Raw genomic sequence first — 21,357 nt, 5'->3', positions numbered from 1 at the left:
ATTATTTGTTGTAAAGATTTTTGGAAATGGTATTAGCAGCGGTAATGTGAATCCCAAATTCCTCTCCCAATTGCGCCCCTAAAGTTCCGTGAACGAATAATATGCCCATTATCGCAATGCCTGCTAACAAGTAACTCCACTGCACCTGTCTGGAAGCATCTTTACGCCAGCGGTAGCGTTGCAAACCTCTCCATACAGTCATGCCTACAATGATCCCCAACAGCAAAACGCCACCCAAACCATGTAAAAGCATTGTCCAACCAGCATTTAATCCCCAAGCACTCTTTTGATCAACTGGTGGATTTGCCAACAGTAGCTCAAAAAAACCAGCAGCAACCGTGAAAAACGTGATAGATGATGCTGCTATGAGGTTGTACCAGCCGACATCAAAAAAGCTAGAACGGATGGCTGTCAATCCCAAAAATTTGAAAATTGGCTTTTCTAAGGGAAATAGCGCTCCTGCTATATCAAAAACGATCGCAATGATCAACAAACCCAGCGTTAGATGCACCAACTGCGGATGTACAGGAATTTCGTAGGGTAATCCGTTAGCACCCAGCCGCAATCTCAACTGTTCAATCAGTTGCCAGTTCATGGTGAAACTCCCTGTTTCATGGCTTGAACTACAGGCTCCACGTGCAACCCATATACCCAAAACAGTTTACTCCCCAAATACACTTGCAAAAACACTAGGCAGACTAAAAATGTTGCAGCACCCAGGTAAGCAGGTGGTACTTTTCGGGGGTTGCGGTTGCGAATCACAAAACGCCAAGCTGCGATCGCAGCAACAATCGCCGCCAGTGACCAACCCAAGATAGTATGATAATTTAACGTTGGCTGAACGGCTTGGTAGGTGTTTGCCAAACCTGCTTCAAACTGACCAAAAATCACCGCTACAAAAATGGCTGCCGAAGCAACAAACATATTCCAGAAACTCACCTCAAACAAACGCACGTTGCGGGTAAAATAGCCCAGCACATCGCATATAAAAGAAAAAAGCACCATCGCGATTACGAAGTGGACGATGATCGGGTGTAGAGGGTCAGGGTATGGTAAATCTTGGTTATTTAGAGACAGATTAGGCATCGCTTCTCCTTCATGGATCTAAGTGTTTAGATGCGTTGCATGGAATTGCCATTGCCTAACGCACCACTTATATTGTCAAGAATACTACTGCTAATGCCGCAGTTAAACCTATTAAAAAACATTAAAAATTTGCGATCCATTTCAATTTCTAAAGTAATTTTTTAAATAAACACCTTTATACAAAATTGCTATTATTCTTGATTTGGTTGATTAAATTAGCTATTTCGCAATAGTCAATCAGACATTTTAGAGACCGCTAAAAATGCATAACGTCTTGTATGGTTCTCTTATTTAGGTCATTTAGATTGATTCAATAAAAATTTTACTTTAGTTAATAACCCAAGTTCCTCTGAATATACCATAAATTTTGATTAAAATTGATTGTGAGCTTTAAAATTAAATTTTTACAAATCTTACAACTAAAGACATACTTTTGTCACAAAAATGACAAATAATTAAAGTATTAATCAGTCAAACAACATAGTGTTTATCTTTCTTTAGATAGATTAAGAAAATTCTGTATATTTCTTACACTAAGAAAAGTTTTGATTTGTTAATCGAAACTACTTAATACTACGCTTAGAAAGCAACAATATTATGCAAGTCTTCAGCTACTTGCAAGAAATACAACTTTTAAAAGTATCAAAATTATGAGCTATTCCCCTAACCTGCTCAAAGGTCAAAAAGCAATTGTGACAGGTGCTAGTTCTGGCATTGGTGAAGCTATAGCTCGCCATTTGGCCGCATCAGGTGCAGCAGTAGCTGTTAACTACCATTCGGAAGCAGAAGAAGCCCAAAGAATTGTCGATGATATCAAAGCCGCTAATGGTGAAGCATTTGCCATTCAAGCCGATGTCAGCAAAGAAGACGAAGTAAAGGCAATGTTCAGCAAAACGCTCCAAGAATTTGGCACTGTTGATATTTTAGTGAGTAATTCAGGCGTTCAAAAAGATTCAGCATTTATAGATATGACCCTTGACCATTGGAACACGGTCATTGGGATAAACCTGACAGGACAATTCTTGTGTGCTAGGGAAGCTGCAAAGGAATTCTTACGTCGAGGTGTGAAGCCTGATATTTCGTCTGCCGCAGGTAAGATTATTTGTATGAGTTCAGTGCATCAAGTAATACCTTGGGCAGGGCATGTTAATTATGCTGCTAGTAAGGGTGGTATCAATATGATGATGCAAAGTATTGCTCAAGAACTTGCTCCCCATAAAATTCGTGTCAATAGTATTGCCCCTGGTGCTATTAAAACCCCAATCAATAAATCAGCTTGGGACACACCAGAAGCAGAAGCGAAGTTACTCCAACTGATTCCAGCAAAACGGGTGGGTGATGTTGATGATATTGCTAAAGCAGCAGTTTGGCTAGCTTCTGATGACTCTGATTATGTTAACGGTATAACAATGTTTGTAGATGGTGGCATGACCTTATATCCAGGGTTTGAGGGGAATGGTTAAAAAAGGGATTAGGACTGGGGACTAATAAAGCTACCTTCTATACCTAATCTTCTGCCTTCTACTAATATGCCTACAAAAGTTATTGTCAATCCTAATCTGATCACAATTAACGATGGTTCCTCATTTTTAGTTACAGCTACTGATGGTTCCATTGATGACAATCAAGCCCAAGGTTTTTTTGTTCGTGATACCCGCTTAATTTCTTATTACGAAATTTCTCTCAATCGTTACCAACTTTCACTGCTAGCTTCTAGTAACATCACGCATCACAGTGCGCTTTACCAATTCACCAACCCGGAACTTCCCACTGTCAACGGCATTTTCCCTTCTGGTAGTTTGCTTGTAACCATCCGCCGCGATATTGTCGGAGGGATGCACGAAGATATCGAGATTACCAACCATAACTTAGAAGCAGTTGAGTTTCAACTGATGTTGGCGATTCGTTCAGACTTTGCAGATATCTTTGAGGTGAAAGCAAAGAATATTTTGACACGGGGGGAGATAACAACAACATGGAAAGATGGAATACTTTTTACCGAGTACCGTAACGGTTCTTTTGTCCGAAGCATTGTAACTGAGACAGTTTGTGCAAGTTCAACAGCAAGATATGCAAACGGTCGTTTGATGTTTGATGTAGCGATCGCTCCTGGTAAAACATGGCATACTTCTATCAACTTTACAGCCTTAGCCAATGGAGAAATCCTCAAACCTCAAGAAAACTCTACTGTGTCTCACAATACAAAAGCTGGAGAGATCAGTGATCAATTTCTGACTAAGGCGACACAGTTGCGATCGTCTAATGCTGATATTCAAGGATTTTATCAGCAGGCGATCGTTGATATGGGAGCGTTGCGGATTGAAGTCGATGATAACGGCCATAAGTTTTGGATGCCTGCGGCTGGTATTCCCTGGTTTATGGCTGTCTTTGGACGGGACTCAATTATTGCCAGCTTGCAAACGATGGCAGTTTACCACGGTTTTGCCCGTGGTACGCTTGTCAGGTTGGCTCAACTACAAGCAACTGAGTTAGATGACTGGCATGATGCCCAACCAGGCAAGATGCTGCATGAACTGCGTGAAGATGAATTAACTAAAATCAATCAACTCCCATACAATCCCTACTACGGAACGGTAGACACTACCATTCTCTGGATTATTACTTTAGCTGAAACCTATTCTTGGAATGCTGACCTGGGGATGCTGGATGAGTGCCGATCGCCATTAGATAAGGCACTGACTTGGATTGATAAATACGGTGATTTTGATGGCGATGGATTTGTTGAATACTTAACTCATTCAAATAAGGGATTAGCCAATCAAGGTTGGAAAGATTCAGGTGAATCAATGGTTTACCCGAATGGTAAATTAGTTGATCCCCCAATAGCTTTGTGTGAAGTTCAAGGTTACGTTTACAAGGCTTGGTTAAAAGCAGCTTTAATTTATGAGGTGTGGGGAGAAAAAGAGCGATCGCAAAACCTCCGTCAAAAGGCAGAATCACTTTATCAACGATTCAATGAACAATTTTGGATGGATTCAGTTGGCTTTTACTGTCTTGGCTTAGATAGCAATAAGCAGCAAATCCAATCGATTACCTCAAATCCTGGGCATCTACTCTGGTCTGGTATTGTCCCTCAAGAACGAGCGAAAAAGCTAGTTGAGCGACTTTTTCAACCAGATATGTGGTGCGGCTGGGGTGTGCGGACTCTTTCATCTCAAAATCCAGCTTATAACCCAATTAGTTATCAAAGAGGAAGTGTTTGGCCGCACGACAACTCGATCATTGCTGCCGGCTTAAAGCGTTACGGCTTCCACGAAGAAGCAAACCGTATCGCTGAGGGCATTTTTGCTGCGGCTAATTATTTTCAATCTGGGCGGATGCCAGAATTGTTTGCCGGAATTGAACGCCAAGAGAATAACTTTCCCGTACCTTATCCCGATGCCAATATTCCCCAAGCTTGGGCTGCTGGCTCGATTCTTTTACTGATTCGCACCATTTTAGGACTTGAAGCCGATGCACCACAGGGAAAGTTAAAGGTACAGCCTTTACTACCAGAGTGCTTATCAGATTTGGAACTGATAAATCTAAGTGTAGGAGACGCTACAGTTGGATTGCGCTTTTGGCGGGAAGGAAAACAAACTCAATGGGAAGTTACCAGTAAGACAGGCGAATTAGAAGTAGGACTTATGCATCAGTGACGAAAAATCCAGGGTTTGGGCTGGGTATTGGTCATCGGGTTGAAGGGGTTTGAAGAACAAAGGGATACTTGGAGGTTCTGGATAAGGGTAAATTCGTTTCGGAGATCGCAAAAGCCATTTCGGAGATCGCAAAAGCCATTTCGGAGATCGCAAAAGCCGTTTCGGAGATCGCAAAAGCCGTTTCGGAGATCGCAAAAGCCATTTCGGAGATCGCAAAAGCCATTTGGGAGATCGCAAAAGCCATTTGGGAGATCGCAAAAGCCATTTCGGAGATCGCAAAAGCTGTTTCGGAGACTACAAAAGCTGTTTCGGAGACTACAAAAGCTATAGCGCTTCTTAATTGAGTCGAATACAGACCTAACCCCCAACCCCTTCCCTACAACGGAAGGGGAGTAAATTCAAAGCCTCTCTCCTTTTAGGAGAGAGGAATGGAAGTGAGGTCAAAGTGTATTGCATACAAACGAAAAGCGCTATATTTCGGAACTCTCCTCTACCCATAGCACTCAAAACAAGAAATTATGGTAAAGATAATTGGTCAAGGTCAGGCTTTTGGCTCACCAGGCATTGATCCCCGATGGACTCATGCCAATAAAGATGGAGTAGGAACAGCCTACTCTACCGCAAGTCACGTTTGGTTTACTGTCTGGAACGGTATTGTGACAGAAGTCTATCACCCCACAGTAGATAAACCCCAAATTCGGGATTTGCAGTATCTTATTTCTGACGGGAAAAGCTTTTTCCACGAGGAGCAATCCCATCTGGAATCAAAAGTAGAATCTATCTGGACTCATGGTTTAGGATACCGAATCACTAATTCCGATCCACAAGGGCGTTATGCTGTGATCAAAGAAGTGATTGCTGACCCGCATTTATCCTGTATTTTACAACATACAAAATTAACAGGAGAACCTGAGTTTATCTCTCAACTTCAGCTATACGCCTTGTGTGCGCCACATCTAGAAGTTAGTGGCAGAGGTAACAATGGTTATGTTACCGAAGTTGCTGGGCATCGGATTCTAACGGCGCATAAAGGAGGAACATGGTTGGCGCTGGGTGCAACAGTTCCCTTTACGCATCTTTCTTGTGGTTACGTCGGTGAAAGTGATGGCTGGACAGATTTAGCTGACAATTTCCAAATGGATTGGGAGTTTGGCAGTGCTGTAGATGGTAATATTGCTTTGACTGGAAAACTAAATCTAGATGTTAGTAATGAGTTTACTTTAGGACTGGCATTTGGCACAACTTTGCACAATGCAGTTTCCACACTTTTTCAGTCGCTAAATATTCCTTTCCAAGAGCAGAAGCAAGATTATATCGAACAGTGGGAGCGTTCACGCCAGGACATCAAACCATTAGAAAATGTTTCCTATGATGATGGGAAGTTGTATCACAACAGCATCAGTCTACTTTTAGCTCATGAAGACAAAGTTTATCCAGGTGCTTTAATCGCATCCCTTGCCATTCCTTGGGGTGAAGCCAAAGACGACCAAGACCAAGGAGGATATCATCTCGTCTGGACGCGGGATATGGTCAGCAGTGTAACAGGTTTGGTGGCTGCTGGTGAAACTAAAACAGCAGCGCGATCGCTCATTTACCTTGCCACTAGCCAACAGGAAGACGGAGGTTTTGCCCAAAATTTCTGGGTTGATGGCGAACCTTACTGGAAGGGCATCCAGTTGGATGAAGTAGCGTTTCCCATTCTCCTGGGATGGCTATTGCACCAGAAAAATGCTTGCTCAAACTTCGATATCTATCCGATGGTTCAGCGGGCGGCGGGTTATTTAATTCGTCACGGCCCTGCTACGCAACAAGAACGCTGGGAAGAAAACAGCGGTTATTCACCATCAACACTAGCATCTAATATTGCTGCCTTAATCTGTGCTGCCCAATTTGCCCGTGAACGTGGGGATGAAGCAACAGCACAATTTATCGAAGAATACGCCGATTTTTTAGAATCTCACATTGAAGCTTGGACAGTTACCACTGAAGGAACCTTAGTTCCTGGCATCAAACGGCATTATATCAGGATTACTCCTTCAAATATTGATAATCCTCAACCCAACGAAAATCCTAACCAAGGAACTGTTTTCATTAGCAGTCAACCGCCTGGTGAACCAGCAGAATTTCCGGCAAAGGAGATTGTCGATGGTGGGTTTTTACAATTGGTGCGCTATGGAATTCGTAAACCTGATGACCCGATTATCGTTGATTCTGTGAAAGTAATTGATGCAGTCTTGAAAGTAGATACACCCGTTGGGCCTTGTTGGCATCGTTACAACCACGACGGCTACGGGCAGCAAGAAGATGGCAATGCGTACACGGGTTGGGGTAAAGGACGTGCTTGGCCTCTGTTAACGGGAGAAAGAGGACATTATGAACTAGCTGCGGGCGGTGATGTCAAAACATATATTAAGGTGATGGAAGGATTTGCTTCAAACACTTGTTTGCTACCAGAACAGGTTTGGGATGAAGCAGATAGACCGGAAATCCATATGTGTTTAGGAAAACCTACAGGTTCTGCAATGCCTTTGATGTGGGCGCACGCAGAGTATATTAAGCTGCTACGGTCAAATCAGGACGGTCAGGTGTTTGATTTGATTCCAGAGGTGGCGAATCGATATCTAGGCGAAAGACAAAAGTGTAAATTATTGGAAATTTGGAAGTTTAACCGTCAAATAGACAAAGTTAAAAAGGGTTATACACTGCAAATTCACGCTTTAGCATCTTTTCAGTTGCACTGGTCACAGGATAATTGGCAAACTGTAGAAGATAGACTTTCTACTTCTACAAAGTTAGGAGTGAATTTTGTAGACATCTCTGTTTCTGATAACCAGCAACAGCCAATCAGCTTTACCTTTTTCTGGATTGAAAGTAGCAAATGGGAACAGCGCAATTATACGGTTGTAGTTGAGTAGCAGTAATTAGCTTTCATCTTTTCATTATAGGACTTACGCAAAAATTACCAAAAAGCTTAATTTATCGAACCGCCAAGACGAGGCAGTGCGTTGGGCGGCTCTGCCGACTTGAAGCAACTGCCGTGCCAAGAGCGCCGAGAATTCGTAGAGTGTGCGTAAGTCCTACATTAAAGAAAATTAGGAATTGGTACAGTGTATGCGGTAGTTAATAAGATGAAACGGGCGTTCTAATTTTTGAGGCATAAAATGAAATCTTTTCCCAGAGTTCACAGATTTTTAACGACTTCTAGTGCCAGTACATTCCTAATTTTCATCGCACTCACCATTGGCTGTGCAAATTCATCTTTAGCCACAGGACAGCAACAACCAAAGCCAGCAACTACAGAGCGTTCTAGCCCACAAACCAACGTTGCCTCTAATTCTCCACGTTGCAAAACTGAACAATTATCAGTACGTAAGGTGTCTGGAGATGCAGGTGTGGGAAATGTGGCAATTATTTATGCTTTCACTAATAACGGCTCATCACCCTGTAATCTTTATGGATATCCTGGATTCGCGTTGCTAAACTCCAAAAATCAGCCTCTAAAGGGGGTTAACGTCATCCGTTCCCAAAACACATACTTCTTATCTAAGCAGTCTCCACAAAGGGTGACTCTAGCCCCAAGTGGGCAAGCTTCATTTCAGATTGCTTACAACCACACCAGAAGTACTGGTCAGTCGTGCCCGACATCTGTGAAGATTCAAATTACGCCCCCAAACGCCTACCACCACTTTACCCTCTCTCAAAAAATTGACGCTTGCACAGGTAAAGTCAGAGTTACACCAGTACGAGCAGGCATTATCCAATAGTAGCGATTAGTAGCAATTAGTAGCGATCGCCTCCCATGAAGAAAAACCTGTTTCGATTGACTTATTGGAGATTTTTCTAAGATAACCACACAATTAAAGAGAGCCATTTTTATGCAAAATAACGAATCGCCCAAGCCGACAATAGACTACTGGCATGTTTGGATTGACCACGACGGTGTAAGTCACCAGTCCCGTTGCCAAATTGGGGACTTCATTGAGAAAGGCATAGCCCCGGATACATCGCCGCAGTGGCTTTCTAATTTGAAGCAGTCCGGTGCCACAATTACCTTTAGTGTGCTACCCGTGGGATGGGTTGGCAACTGGCATGAGAACCCGAAGCCCCAGTGGGTCATCCCTTTGTCGGGACGCTGGTTTGTAGAGACTATGGACGGGCAGCGAGTAGAGATGGGCCCTGGCGAGATTTCATTTGGAGAAGACCAGGGCACGAAAGCGAACGCGCAAGGTAATAAGGGTCACTTATCTGGAACAGTAGGCGATGAGCCAGCTGTTCTAATAATGGTGCAACTTGAAGAGACTCCAACTGTGGAGCAATCTTGTCGCTTTAAGTAAGACCTTCTCAAAACGACCAGCATTTATTCTACTGTTCCAATGCCACACACCATATCTATTACTAAGGAAGAAATACTTAACTAACTGTATTGGTATTTAAACCACATCTGTCGTAGGGGCGCAAGACCTTGCGCCCTTACCGCGTGGTCAATTTGCCTGAAAATAGCTGTAAGTTGACACCAATGGGCAATGCCGTGCCCTTACAGATGTACCTTACGTAAACAAGAAGCGCTATAATTTGGCGTATATTCATCCAGAATTGGTATTAATAGCGATCGCTCAATCTATTCCCAAACCAGCGGTTACTCAACCGGTAAAGACTGGCAGATGGACTGATTCTCAACAACGGGCTTCAGCGAAATGTCAATTATTCTCTTCTAAAGTAATTGTCCCTTGAAGAGTTAGGCATAATTGCCTCTTGAAGATTTACGCCGCTGAGGTTAGCTCCCCTAAGATCAGCTCCTCTGAGGTTAGTTCCTCTGAGATTTGCCCCTGTCAAATTCGCACCTCTAAGGTTAGTCCAACTCAAATCAGCTTTACTCAAATCAGCTTCACTTAAGTTAGCCTGCAACAAATAAGCACCACTGAGGTGAGCCTTAGTCAGATTAGCTTTGTATAAGTTAGTTTTATAAAGATAAGTCCCCAACATTTCCGCCTCATACAAACTTGCCTCGCTGAGGTCAGCCGCAATCAAGTTAGCTTCAATCAGGTTGGCAAAAGAGAGATTAGTCCGAATTAGCTTCGCTGCACCTAAATCGGCATCTCTCAAGTTAGCGCCTGTTAAGTCAGTTCCAATTAGATTAGCATCAGCGATCGCAGCGCCTCCAAGATTCGCCTCACTCAAGTCAGATCCAATCAAATTAGCATGACTCAAATCTGCCTGCGTAAGTATAGCACCACTCAAGTTAGCAACACTGAAATTAGCATCACTCAGGTTAGCTTCAACCAGGAAGGCTTTGTAGAGGTTGGCACTACTGAGGTCAGCACCACTGAAGTTTGCTCGCACCAGTAAAGCATTACTCAAATCCGCTTTTCTCAAGTTTACCCTCTGAAGGTTTGCGCCTCTGAGGTTATCCCCTTGCAAATTTGCGGCGCTGAGGTCTGGTTCAATTTGAGGATTTTTCTTTCTCCACTCAATCCATGTGACTGCACCTGCTTTTAGTAAAGCTAGATGCTCTCGATTTGCCATTTTCTCTTTTTTACTCCTTACGCCCACCCAGAGGATTTACCCGACCAGCTACACTTTCAATCGCCGCTAACGCTCCCGCCGCACCTGCTAAAATATCTTGTTCTTGTCCACCTAAGTAAAGCCGTCCAAAACTACCTACAGCTAGAACCTCAAGAATGTTAATCGACGCTGCTTTCTCAGCTTCATTCGCAGCCAGTGCGGCGTAAGCAGCAGGCTCAACTTCTAATACGTACAGCGTTTGTCCTGCTAGTAGTAGCTGTCCGCGTCGCGTGCGATTAATCAGTTGTGTTTGGTAAGCATCAATGTTGCGGATAACCTGGCTAGAAATAACCCGCGGTTTGAGACATTCCTCTCTTCGGACTCCCAATGCCGCCAAAATGGCTTGACCAGCAGCTCGCGTTTCGCCTTGGGAACCAGAATGAACTTCCAATAGTCCGTATAGTCGTTCAACTATCTGTATTCCCGGACGGACAGAGGCAGATTTCAGGGCTATATCCGTAATCTTATTAATTTCGATACCAGGAGAGATTTCAATCCACAGTGATGTATCCCCTGGTAATGGTAAGAAGCCTTGGGCTACTGTTCCCATATATGCTGCATGTTGAGGTTGCAGGCTGTCGAGAAATACGAAACTGCGTAATTCTATTCCCAAGATTTTGCTCTCCAGTCATAAGGGTAAAAGTTATCTATTGCAATATAGAAACGTCTAGCTTGGGTCATTTTAGCCACAAGTGAAGCATGGAAAAATACAAAGGAGAAAAATTTTGCTGTCGATAAAGTTTACACCTGAGAAGTATTCTGGCAGTAGAAACCGCCTTGACAATTGTACAAGCTTTATTAGGCATAAATTGCTGCCTACAATCCCAAAATCGAGCAATACTGGTCTTGATTTACTGATAAAGTTGATGTGACAAAAAAAGTCTTTAGCTAAACTGAAGCTGGAAAAGTTCACTCGACTTGTGCCAGTATCTTCAAAATGCTGCCAAAACCGCAGCTAATTAAAGTGACAATGATAAGATTTACACATTGACAAAGTAGCCAAGAAGTGATTTAGCTGGAAACAAGGAAATAACAGGCTGTTCATTGACTGGCAAGGTAATCACAAACTCAGTCTCTTCACATGAGGTTGAGTTAACTGCGGCTTCACCATATTTTTCTACCACAATTTGACGAGCGATCGCAGCTTGTTAAAGAGCCTATTAGAAGTTTAGTGCCAATTCAATCTCACTATTGAACTACACTATTTCCTACTCCCCACCCTCTTTCATAAATACTTTGAGAACCACCTATAGCAATTTAAATTAGTCCTGAAAATCTCCGATTCCTCTCTCTGCGCCTCTGTGGTTAATTTCTTTTTACAAATGATTTAGGACTGCTATAGCAATCCTATCTGAGTTGTGAAAAATGTAGATAATGAAACGAACCGCCAAGAACGAGCCAGTGCGTTGGGCGGCTGTGCCGACTTGAAGCAACTGGCGTGCCAAGGACGCAAAGGGAAGAAAGAAGAAAGAGACATATAATTTTCACAAATGATTTAGGACTGCTATATATGTTTACTATCTTACTAAGGCAAGCATCTCAGTTTTGCAAAAATATCTTTTAAAGAATCCGAAAAGCAGCAACTTCAGTTTGGAGATTAAGTATACACATACCAAAATGAGATGCACTCATTGCTAAGTCATGGTAAATACAAATTTAAAACTGAGATTTAAACCCGTTTCTCACAGTTGGGTTGCTCTCCATCCACAGCCTAAAGGGGTAATTCAATTTATTGCAGGGGCTTTTTTTGGTACATTTGGGCCCATGCTTTTTTATCGCTATCTGCTTGAATCTTTATTTGAGCAGGGATATACGATTATTATTCTGCCCTTTAATTTTAGTTTTAACCATTATGTAGAAGCTGGTTTTCTAATGAGAGAGCAGTATGAAATTCTGCCAGAGCTTGTGAGGATGGCAAGTGTTGCAGGATATGATTATGAAGCTTATCTAAATGATAAAAACTTTTCTTGGATTGGACATAGCCTTGGCTGTAAATATATTTCCCTGTTAGAAGGATTTACTGCTTTGCCAGATGATCCTAAAAATAGGCAAAAGTTTATTCGGAATCTGCTATCTCATACTTCGGATGAGTCACAGATAGAAAGTGTCATTGCAGACATTGATATTCTCTTTGAGCAGCTTAAACAAAAAATTGTAGAAGTTCAAAACCTAATTTGCACTTATGTAGGTCGAAAAATTACAATTAACAGTGTCTTTATTAAGGGGCAAGTTTCTATCCTCTTAGCACCTGATATTAGTGATACAGCCAGCGCAATTCGTCCTCATTTTTTAGCGAATATTATCGACAAACTTGGCTGGGGTGTAAAACCAACCCCTGAAGAAACCCATAACTTAATCGAGGATAGTAAACTATTTAATATCATGGGTTTAGTCTGTTTTCAGTCTGATGATATTGCTAAATCAACCTGTCAATGGTTTACGAAGACTCTTGGTAAACCACCGAAAAAGTTCTTGAAAACTTTAGAGGGCGGACACTTACAACCTTTAGGTATTCAACTAGGTAAGTATGTTATTAATTTATTTGATAAACCTTTTATTGAATCAGTTCAAGAGCGAAATAGAAGATTTGAGCATCAGGTAATTCAATTACTTAAGGAACTGAGACAAGAATCACCAAAAAAAGTACTGCAAGTCTCAGAATCATTTACTAAATAGTGTCAGGTTAGCATAATTAGTTATGCTAACCAAAGCCAAGAACCCCACCCTGCTAAAGCTATGCTTTGTCTGCCTTAAAAGCATAGTTTTCAAACATATAGGACTTACGCACACTCTACAAATTCTCGGCGCTCTTGGCACGGCAGTTGCTTCAAGTCGGCAGAGCCGCCCAACGCACTGCCTCGTCTTGGCGGTTCGATAAATTAAGCGAAGTTGGCAATTTTTGCGTAAGTCCTAACATATTCTCAGATTCCAACTCCATCACATAAAACTGCCGACTTTAGCCGACTGACAAAACAAAGTGCGATCACTTAGGCTATTGTACATAGATATAAAATTAAAGTATAAAAACATGCTTAATACTATCAGCCCAGTTGGAAAAGACTTAGCAGGTCAAAGCTATGCCATTCCTAACTACTTTCAAACACAACATCGCATTTGTTCCCTCATAGACAAATATCTTGCAGTTAAAAAACTACATGCTCATCTGTAAGATTTACCGATACAGTTTGCTAATCCCCAACCGCGTCCCTGGAAACCCATCGACTGGCAAACAATTAACCGCAATCAAATTATCGGCTTAGACGCAGAGGTATTTTTATCTATATTGATAGGTGCGATCGACACAGAAGCCCCGATTCGCGGCTATACCCAAACAAGTCGGCAGTATTTGGAAAAATTGCATCCTCAAATGGCTCGGTTTGTTGGTGGAACAGTCGGTGAAGATGGCGAACTGCTCGAACTTGGTTTGTGGGAAAAAGAAGAACGTCAGCATACACCAGGATTAATCAAAGTCTACACCCAATTAACAGGCGAGAAAATTACCCCAAAACTTCGTACTGTTAGAAGCTATCTTCCCACAAATGACGCTGACGAAGACCTATATCGCCACGGCTTACACCGGATTGCCACAGAATACGGTGCTACCTGTCTTTATATTTGGCTGATGGCTCACACCACTGGCGCACTCCAGGATGTTCTAGAGGAACTAGCACAGGATGAAATCAACCACATGACTAAATTTTGGGGGTTTGGAGTCTGGACTTTCCCTGATACTGGGTTGATGCAAGTTGGACGCACGCTAATAAAAACGCGATACCTTCGGTGAGCTTCGCTAACGCAAAACTATCAGCGCAACAACCTGATGCGTACCCTACGCCGGATGATGGCTACCCTCAACTGGAATGCTTGGTCATTGACCAATAAAACAACTCTCCTTTACACCTTCACCTATACAATGCGTCGTCTGTGGAGTTGGAATAATAGCCTGACATCAGAGTATTTGCAAGATTTATTTGGAATTACTCATTAGTACAGGACTAAATTTTAATAGGACTTACGCAAAAATTGCCAAAAAGCTTAATTTATCGAACCGCCAAGACGCCAAGAGCGCCGAGAATTCGTAGAGTGTGCGTAAGTCCTATTTAATAAAAAAGCATTTTATCAGGCTTTGTTGAGCTACCAAGGACGCGTAGGCGTAGCCCGTCGTAGACATCGCCGTTTTGGTCTTAAAGCTTCACTGTCAGCTTAGTGTACTAAACACCAGACATCCCCTTAAAATTAAACCGGATTTTTGCCATGAGGGATAAAGTAAAAGCACCCACATTACCAGGATGGTATATGAGCGCTAATAAATTAAAACATTATTGAGGATAATCTATCTGCTATGACAGACCGAAGTAACTATAAGAATAACAGCCGCTGGGTAAATAAACTGCAAGGGTAGTTACAAATGTTTTGTTAAAAATACTACTTCCCGTAAATGCGATGCTTGACTTATGTCGGAGCTTTTAGATTTGGGCAAAAAGTGGCTAGCTGACTCAGTAGAGGTAAGTGATGGCACGAATGAAGATTATGGTTTGCGGCTTAAGCGCCGACTGAGAACTAGATTGGAAGGGGGGCTATCGGGTGAAGATGTTCACCAGGATTGTGATGCAGTCATTGTTTGCTATTGGTGGGATTAAATTCTTGAAAGTTATTTCCACCGTTTTCCTCCTGATCTTACCTGCACCCAAATTGAGCAGCGATCGCAGTCTTTTAATTTTTTTGAGTAAATTATTCTTTGTTAGGTATTGAGCCGAGGATTTCGGCTCAATACCTATATTCATTATCACAAAATTAGACTTATTTAATTATTATTTTGTCAATGTAGCAATCCTGCTTTATTTTTGAAAAAAGAAAATTTGGAAGGCTTATGAGTCAAGCATTTTACGTAATATATTGTTCAAAAACCATTTAGGATTGCTATCGTAATTATAGAAACTATCAATATGATGTATTGTTAATTCTTTCCCAAAATAGTATTTACTAGAATTTAATACTTGCGATATAAACTGATGTTTTGGTAAGTTAATTCAGAAAAATCCTGATATCCAAAATTTAAAGTTAACAAGACTCTCTTGCTAAATCTACTTTAAATTTTCTTATCAATCCATTTTAAAATCGCAATGAATTTTTCCACTATTTTATAGGTGTTGGGAGTGATCATGGCAAAATATCTACTAGCTTTTGCTAGTGGGATGGGATTTTTATGTTTAATTGTCGGGTTATTACCTGTGCAAGCCCTTCCTAGTTTAGAAATTGCAGATAAAAACGTAGCTGTTAATCAAAATGAGGGCAGCTATGAGAATAATTCTTCTCATCAAAGCGATTTAACAAATAATATCTCCAGTAAATTGCTGATAGCTAATGAAACTCAAAAAAATTTATCCTCAGTCAATCAACAGCAAAAAATTCAAGATATAAAAGTAGATTCTGCTGTTAATTTGTGGCAGCCAATCATACCACAACCTGAAAGCTCATCTCCAACCTCATACAAACTTGCACAATTAACATCCGTATCGCAATTGTCTGATGTACAGCCGGCTGATTGGGCTTTTCAGGCACTCCAATCTTTAGTCGAGCGCTATGGTTGTATCGCAGGTTATCCCAATCAAACCTATCGCGGTAATCGGGCGATGACTCGCTATGAATTTGCTGCTGGCTTAAACGCTTGTTTAGACCGAATCAACGAACTGATTGCGGCTGCAACCGGTGATTTGGTCAAGAAAGAAGATTTAGCCACGTTGCAAAAACTACAAGAACAATTTGCGCCGGAATTGGCAACATTGCGGGGTCGAGTAGATGCTGTAGAAGCTCGCACAGCAAAACTAGAAGCAAATCAGTTTTCTACTACAACCAAACTCAGTGGAGAGGCAATTATTGCTGGTGTTGGTGCTAGCGGTGGCGCTCCTAATAACAGTGACTCGAACATCATCCTAGTCAATAGAGTGCGGTTAAATCTCACCACTAGCTTTACTGGTAAAGATTCATTAATTACTGGATTGCAAGCCTATAACTTTTTGGGTGGAGCCGATGGACAGGGTAGCCTGCAACAAAGTTTAGGATTAGCTTCGCCACTTTTGAGTTCAAGTAGCGCTCGTACCAGTTTTGAGCCACAATTTCCGGGGCTAAATGTCAATACTTTGTCGGGTGTTGGCGCAAACAGTATTCAGCTTTACAAATTGCTGTATATCTTTCCCGTCGCTAATAAATTAACCTTGTTTGCAGGAACTGCGGCAGAAACATCAGATGCTTTCCCAGCAATTACGCCTTTTTATGGTGAAGGACAAGAGTCAATTTCTCGTTTTGGCAACTTGAATCCTGTGCTACGGGTTTCTGGTGGAACTTCGGGTACTGGTTTAGCATCGGCGGCGGGATTTATTTTTAACATTTCGCCAAATTTTGATTTAAGAGCTTTATACGGCAGTGTAAATGCCAATTTACCCGAAAAATCTGCTAATGAAGCAGTACCAGGAGTTTCTACTACACCTTTGGGAGCAGGTTTATTTAGTGGTAGTAGTATTATTGCCACACAGTTAACCTTCAAGCCAAGTTCTGCTCTGGATATTGGTTTAAACTATTCCCACAGTTATCACGAAATCAATATTTTGGCTACAGGATTAATTAGTAGTGATATCGGTGCTTTATCAGGGGTTGCAGTTGGAACACCGCTCACACTCAACTCTGTTGGGGGTACGGTAACATGGCGATTGTCTCCCAAGATAGCTTTATCTGGCTACGGTGCAGCAATATTTGTTGATGCTGCTTCCAATAATGTGGATGCTTCCACCACCTTTACAAGTTGGATGGCGGGAATTCACTTCAGAGATTTATTCAAGTCAGGAAACACTGCCGGGATTCTTTTTGGTCAACCGCTTTTCCGTAGTGATACTGGTGGTGCTGCTCAACTTACCCCCACAGGCGACAACCGGGCGACTCCTTACCATTTAGAAGCCTATTATCGCCTTCAAGTTAGCGATAATATCAGTATTACCCCTGGTGCGTTTGTTCTCTTTAACCCAGAAGGTAACAGCAATAATGACACTACGACTGTAGGTGTACTTCGGACTACTTTTACATTTTAAGAGATTGGGAGTAGGCAGTCAAAATCGCCCAATTTCTTGGGCGATTTTGAGATTGGATAACAAAGTTTACAGTAGACCTCTTGCATAAATCAACAATAAAGAACCCCACCCTGCATTTGAGTAAGAGATTGTTTGAAAAGTGATATGTTGTAATTTTTTATCGAATTATTACCCCCCTTAGTCCCCCCTTATAAAGGGGGGAAATAAGAAAATCCGGTTCCCTCCCCAATATATCGGGGAGGGTTAGGGTGGGGTAAAAAATATTTGATACATCAATCATGACTTTTCAAACATCCTCTAAAGCAAACGCTCCCCTCGCCGATGCTTTGGCTATCCATTAGTCACATCTTTAAAAGGAGGGTTGAGGATAAAATAATAACTAATAAATACGTAGAAACTTAATAGACGATTATCGAATTAATAATATTATTTGGTGTTTTCCAAAAATATAGTCGCTTTATTTCGTCATTACGAGCGATAGCGAAGTAATCCCCCCTGACGCTGGGATTGCTTCCCTACACTTTGTTTCGCTCGCAATGACAATATCGGCGTTGCGTAAGTCTTACTACTGAAAGAGACGCGATATTTCGCGCCTCTAAGAACCAAAATCCAAATTCTAAGTGTTAGCTTAAATCTTTGTTTGGAGATATTGCACCAATTGCGGTGCTTGCATCACTCCTTCTATCCGCTCCACAGGCTGACCCTGCTTAAATAGTACCAGAGTTGGTAGAGCGGAAATTTCATACTTACTGGCTAAATCTGTGTACTTTTCTGTATCTATTTTGACAATCTGCAAGCGATCCTTGAGTTGAGCATTGACTTGCTCTAAAATTGGCACCATCATTTGACATGGGCCACACCAGTCAGCGTAAAAATCTACTAATACAGGTACTTCAGAAGCAGACAGCATCTCTTCAAAACTGTTAAATTGCTTTTTAGTTGCCATATGACACACACCGATTTTCAATTGTTTGTTTCAATAGTAATTCTTAGAAAATAAAATCGGTATAGATTCATGGGTTTTTGTTAGTAAAGGATTAGATTAATCAATATAGACTGATTTACCAGCCAAAAATCTTAAAAAATTATAATAAAATTCACATATTGTTTGAGTTTGTGAATATGCCTTAGAGATGTATTTAAACCTATCCTGACCAACCAAATAATTATACAGACGTTCCCCAGAGTGATGTTTACGACGGGTGTAGGTGCAATACTTCCTAGTTTATCCGATCAGGCGATGTCTACGACGGGCTATTAGGCGTCGCACCCACAATTAAATCAATAATTTATTATCTATTAACTATTTCAATTGCATCATGCCAGCAAGATTGTCACCCCGCAAGAGTTAGATTTTATCCAGACACTATTTAGATGTTCCCCAAATCACCATAAGATAATTAGCGCGGTATTTCTAAGATTGAGGAACATTAAATGACACTATTACAAGATAAAGTCGCAATTGTCACAGGTGCTTCACGAGGAATTGGTCGAGCGATCGCAATTGAATTAGCCTCACAAGGAGCGATCGCAGTTATCAATTATGCCAGTTCGAGTGCCGCAGCTGAGGCAGTTGTTGCAGAAATTACAGCAGCAGGAGGTCAGGCAATCGCTATCCAAGCTGACGTTTCTAAAAGTGATCAAGTAGACGCACTAGTTAACGCCGTCATCGAAAAGTTCAGCCGTGTGGATATCTTAGTCAACAATGCAGGTATTACCCGCGACACACTGCTTTTGCGTTTAAAGCCAGAAGATTGGCAAGCTGTCATAGACCTTAATCTTACTGGTGTTTTCTTATGTACACGCGTCATCAGTAAAATCATGCTCAAACAGCGATTGGGGCGAATTATCAACATTACCTCCGTTGCTGGGCAAATTGGCAACCCAGGTCAGTCAAACTATAGCGCCGCCAAAGCAGGTGTAATTGGCTTTACTAAAAGCGTTGCCAAAGAACTTGCTACTCGCGGCATTACTGTTAACGCCGTCGCCCCTGGATTCATCGCCACCGACATGACTAGTAATCTCAACAACTCCGAAGATATTCTGAAATACATTCCACTCGGTCGCTTCGGTCAGCCTGAAGAAGTTGCTGGGATGGTGCGCTTTCTCGCTGCCGATCCCGCCGCCGCCTACATCACCGGGCAAGTCTTTAACGTCGATGGCGGCATGGTCATGGCCTAAGTAGAGACGCGATTCATCGCGTCTACAGCAATTTTTGTAGAGTGTGTTACGCTTTCGGCGTAACGCACCGATTTGATTTCAGGTAATTCACTCTTGTAAATCGAGTTTTGAGCTTCTAAATTAAGTTTTGAGCTTCCAAATTAAGTTTTGAACTTCTAAACCGAGTTCTGAACTTCTAAACCGAGTTTTCAACTTCTAAATTAAGTTTTCAACTTCTAAATCGAGTTTTTAACTTCTAAATTAAGTTTTCAACTTCTAAACCGAGTTTTGAACTTCTAAATTAACTTCACGCCTGGTAAACCTCTTATTATAGCGGTTCTCATTTATGTGAGTTACACCCGTAGGGGCACGGCAATGCCGTGCCCCTACACCTCGCTATATCATGCTGTACCGCATCTGAATAGGAACCGCTATATCAACGAATTTTAGCAAATATACCCGTATTTATCCTCTATGCTAATCTTAATACTCCAAAGCTTGTGTAACTTTTCCATTGGTAAAATATCTTGACCATGCTGAGAATAAACCACAGTAGGGCTAGCATTGCAATGCCCACCCTACAAGTAACTAGGGGTGTTGGCGTATCCTTTGCCAGACAGTAAAGCCTAAAAGCATGATAATGCTACTGGCGGTAGTCAGGATCACAGCCAAACTCATACCTTGTATTCTCATCGCCAGCAAGTTGAAAACTAAGGTAATTGACCAAAGTGTAAATGCAGCATGGCGCTGGGAGAGTCCCCAAGCAAGTAAGCTGTGGTGCAGGTGGTCTTTGCCAGGAGTACTTAGAGGGTTATTTCCTGCTAGTAGCCGCCGCACAAATACTTGAGTGGTATCTACTACTGGTAACAACAGAAATAAAACTGTAGGAATCAGCGCATAAACTGTGTTTTGTTGCAGTTTGCCTAAAATACTAGTTGCTGCCAGCACATAGCCGAAAAAGTATGCTCCGGCATCACCCATAATAATTCGTGATGGATAGAAGTTATGGCGCAAAAAGCCTAGTGCTGCACCCCCCAAGGCTGCGAGTACCAAGATTGCCGCCGCCCGATTGTTAAATTGGGCTGCAACCCCCAACAAACTCATGGCGGTAATAAAGCTGATTCCTCCTGCCAAGCCATCCATACCATCCATCAAGTTGATGGCGTTAGTAATTCCTACTACCCATAGTACTGTTAGCGACATGGACAGAAGCGAGTCGATGGGTGTGCCAAATAGAACTTTGACACTGATACCATTAGCGACTAGCAACAGGGCTGTGACAATTTGCGCCCACAATCGAACAGAGGGCGGTAAGCCGAACTGATCATCGATAAAGCCCACAAGGACTAATATCGAACCTCCCAGCAGAATAGTCAGCACCTGAGCCAATACGTTTTGGAGTTCGATAGGTCGTAAAAGGCTAGCTAATACCAGTGCGGCAATCACACCCGCGTAGATAGCCAGCCCCCCTGCATTGGGTAAAGGTTCTCGGTTAAGTCGCCGTGCGTTGGGTTGGTCAGCCCAACCTACGCGCAAGGCGAATTTGCGGATTGTCGGAATTAAACGCCAAGTTACAAGACAAGCCAAGAGGAACGTAAATACTACCGCCAACCAGCCGGTGCCGCTAGGGTCGGCAATACCAAGGGACTTAAGGGAGTTGTCTAGATTCATCTCCCAATTCAAGCATTACTGCCAGTATCTAATATGAGCATCACCTGTATATTAATCAATTTTTTTTATTTCCATTTGTAACTTGAGCCAGTTGGGAGATTAGCACTCTTGCTCTGTGAGTGCTAAATTGTCTAATG

The 21,357-nt window shown here is 42.1% G+C and carries 17 protein-coding genes and 1 pseudogene; 12 read left to right on the top strand and 6 right to left on the bottom strand.

The genetic code is table 11. The features are described from left to right. Position 1 precedes the first annotated feature (1 nt). Together V7K35_RS10075 and V7K35_RS10070 are read right to left on the bottom strand one after the other, a co-directional pair. On the bottom strand, positions 2 to 595 hold the full coding sequence (locus V7K35_RS10075; protein ID WP_335078532.1) for a DUF2231 domain-containing protein: 594 nt from the start codon (positions 593 to 595) through the stop codon (positions 2 to 4). Then, positions 592 to 1,086 carry a DUF2231 domain-containing protein gene (locus tag V7K35_RS10070; RefSeq protein WP_334796438.1) on the bottom strand — a complete coding sequence of 165 codons (495 nt, stop codon included), beginning with the start codon at positions 1,084 to 1,086 and terminating at the stop codon, positions 592 to 594. The genes V7K35_RS10075 and V7K35_RS10070 overlap by 4 nt, the downstream gene beginning before the upstream one ends. A 650-nt stretch (positions 1,087 to 1,736) precedes the next feature. On the opposite strand from V7K35_RS10070, the gene V7K35_RS10065 reads away from it, so the two are divergent. From V7K35_RS10065 to V7K35_RS10040, 6 genes are all read left to right on the top strand, one after another. Further along, a complete protein-coding gene (locus tag V7K35_RS10065; RefSeq protein WP_335078530.1) occupies positions 1,737 to 2,549 on the top strand; it encodes an SDR family oxidoreductase in 813 nt (270 codons plus the stop codon). 66 nt (positions 2,550 to 2,615) lie between these two features. Then, positions 2,616 to 4,745 (top strand): amylo-alpha-1,6-glucosidase, encoded by a 2,130-nt coding sequence (locus V7K35_RS10060; protein ID WP_335078528.1) that lies wholly within the window; start codon positions 2,616 to 2,618, stop codon positions 4,743 to 4,745. Between the two features lie 68 nt (positions 4,746 to 4,813). Beyond that, on the top strand, positions 4,814 to 5,089 hold the full coding sequence (locus V7K35_RS10055; protein ID WP_335078525.1) for a hypothetical protein: 276 nt from the start codon (positions 4,814 to 4,816) through the stop codon (positions 5,087 to 5,089). A 174-nt stretch (positions 5,090 to 5,263) separates the two neighbouring features. Next, the gene (locus tag V7K35_RS10050; protein WP_335078523.1) at positions 5,264 to 7,660 is read left to right on the top strand and encodes a glycoside hydrolase family 15 protein; all 2,397 of its coding nucleotides are present in this window, start codon (positions 5,264 to 5,266) and stop codon (positions 7,658 to 7,660) included. A gap of 246 nt (positions 7,661 to 7,906) precedes the next feature. Next, positions 7,907 to 8,509, top strand: a complete 603-nt coding sequence (locus V7K35_RS10045) for a DUF4232 domain-containing protein (RefSeq protein WP_335078521.1) — start codon at positions 7,907 to 7,909, stop codon at positions 8,507 to 8,509. A 261-nt stretch (positions 8,510 to 8,770) separates the two neighbouring features. Continuing rightward, on the top strand, positions 8,771 to 9,079 hold the full coding sequence (locus V7K35_RS10040) for a hypothetical protein (RefSeq protein ID WP_335078519.1): 309 nt from the start codon (positions 8,771 to 8,773) through the stop codon (positions 9,077 to 9,079). A 367-nt stretch (positions 9,080 to 9,446) separates the two neighbouring features. Here V7K35_RS10040 and V7K35_RS10035 read toward each other — a convergent pair whose 3' ends face one another. Beyond that, positions 9,447 to 10,268: a pentapeptide repeat-containing protein gene (locus V7K35_RS10035; protein ID WP_335078517.1), complete on the bottom strand. Its 822-nt coding sequence runs from the start codon at positions 10,266 to 10,268 to the stop codon at positions 9,447 to 9,449. A gap of 10 nt (positions 10,269 to 10,278) precedes the next feature. Next, entirely contained in the window at positions 10,279 to 10,920 is a 642-nt protein-coding gene (locus V7K35_RS10030) for a hypothetical protein (protein WP_334794564.1), read from the bottom strand. 745 nt (positions 10,921 to 11,665) lie between these two features. On the opposite strand from V7K35_RS10030, the gene V7K35_RS10025 reads away from it, so the two are divergent. The 5 genes and pseudogenes from V7K35_RS10025 (at position 11,666) to V7K35_RS10005 (ending at position 17,389) form a co-directional block, all read left to right on the top strand. Further along, a complete protein-coding gene (locus V7K35_RS10025) occupies positions 11,666 to 11,788 on the top strand; it encodes a hypothetical protein (RefSeq protein ID WP_335078514.1) in 123 nt (40 codons plus the stop codon). 160 nt (positions 11,789 to 11,948) lie between these two features. Further along, entirely contained in the window at positions 11,949 to 12,983 is a 1,035-nt protein-coding gene (locus V7K35_RS10020; protein WP_335078512.1) for a DUF1350 family protein, read from the top strand. A gap of 352 nt (positions 12,984 to 13,335) precedes the next feature. Further along, positions 13,336 to 14,295, top strand: a pseudogene (locus V7K35_RS10015) (ferritin-like domain-containing protein). Positions 14,296 to 14,761: 466 nt separating this feature from the next. Continuing rightward, positions 14,762 to 14,947: a hypothetical protein gene (locus V7K35_RS10010; RefSeq protein WP_334794562.1), complete on the top strand. Its 186-nt coding sequence runs from the start codon at positions 14,762 to 14,764 to the stop codon at positions 14,945 to 14,947. Positions 14,948 to 15,469: 522 nt separating this feature from the next. Continuing rightward, on the top strand, positions 15,470 to 17,389 hold the full coding sequence (locus V7K35_RS10005) for an iron uptake porin (protein WP_335078510.1): 1,920 nt from the start codon (positions 15,470 to 15,472) through the stop codon (positions 17,387 to 17,389). Between the two features lie 628 nt (positions 17,390 to 18,017). On the opposite strand, the gene trxA is transcribed toward V7K35_RS10005, so the two are convergent. Continuing rightward, positions 18,018 to 18,335, bottom strand: a complete 318-nt coding sequence (gene trxA / locus V7K35_RS10000) for a thioredoxin (protein ID WP_335078508.1) — start codon at positions 18,333 to 18,335, stop codon at positions 18,018 to 18,020. Between the two features lie 488 nt (positions 18,336 to 18,823). On the opposite strand from trxA, the gene fabG reads away from it, so the two are divergent. Further along, positions 18,824 to 19,570, top strand: coding sequence for a 3-oxoacyl-[acyl-carrier-protein] reductase (fabG, locus tag V7K35_RS09995; protein WP_335078506.1), 747 nt, complete (start codon positions 18,824 to 18,826; stop codon positions 19,568 to 19,570). A gap of 567 nt (positions 19,571 to 20,137) precedes the next feature. On the opposite strand, the gene V7K35_RS09990 is transcribed toward fabG, so the two are convergent. Then, positions 20,138 to 21,220 (bottom strand): MraY family glycosyltransferase, encoded by a 1,083-nt coding sequence (locus V7K35_RS09990; RefSeq protein ID WP_335078504.1) that lies wholly within the window; start codon positions 21,218 to 21,220, stop codon positions 20,138 to 20,140. Between the last annotated feature and the right edge of the window lie 137 nt (positions 21,221 to 21,357).

This window comes from Nostoc sp. (assembly GCF_036917275.1).
GTDB lineage: Bacteria > Cyanobacteriota > Cyanobacteriia > Cyanobacteriales > Nostocaceae > Nostoc.
This window is presented reverse-complemented; position numbering and strand designations above follow the sequence as displayed.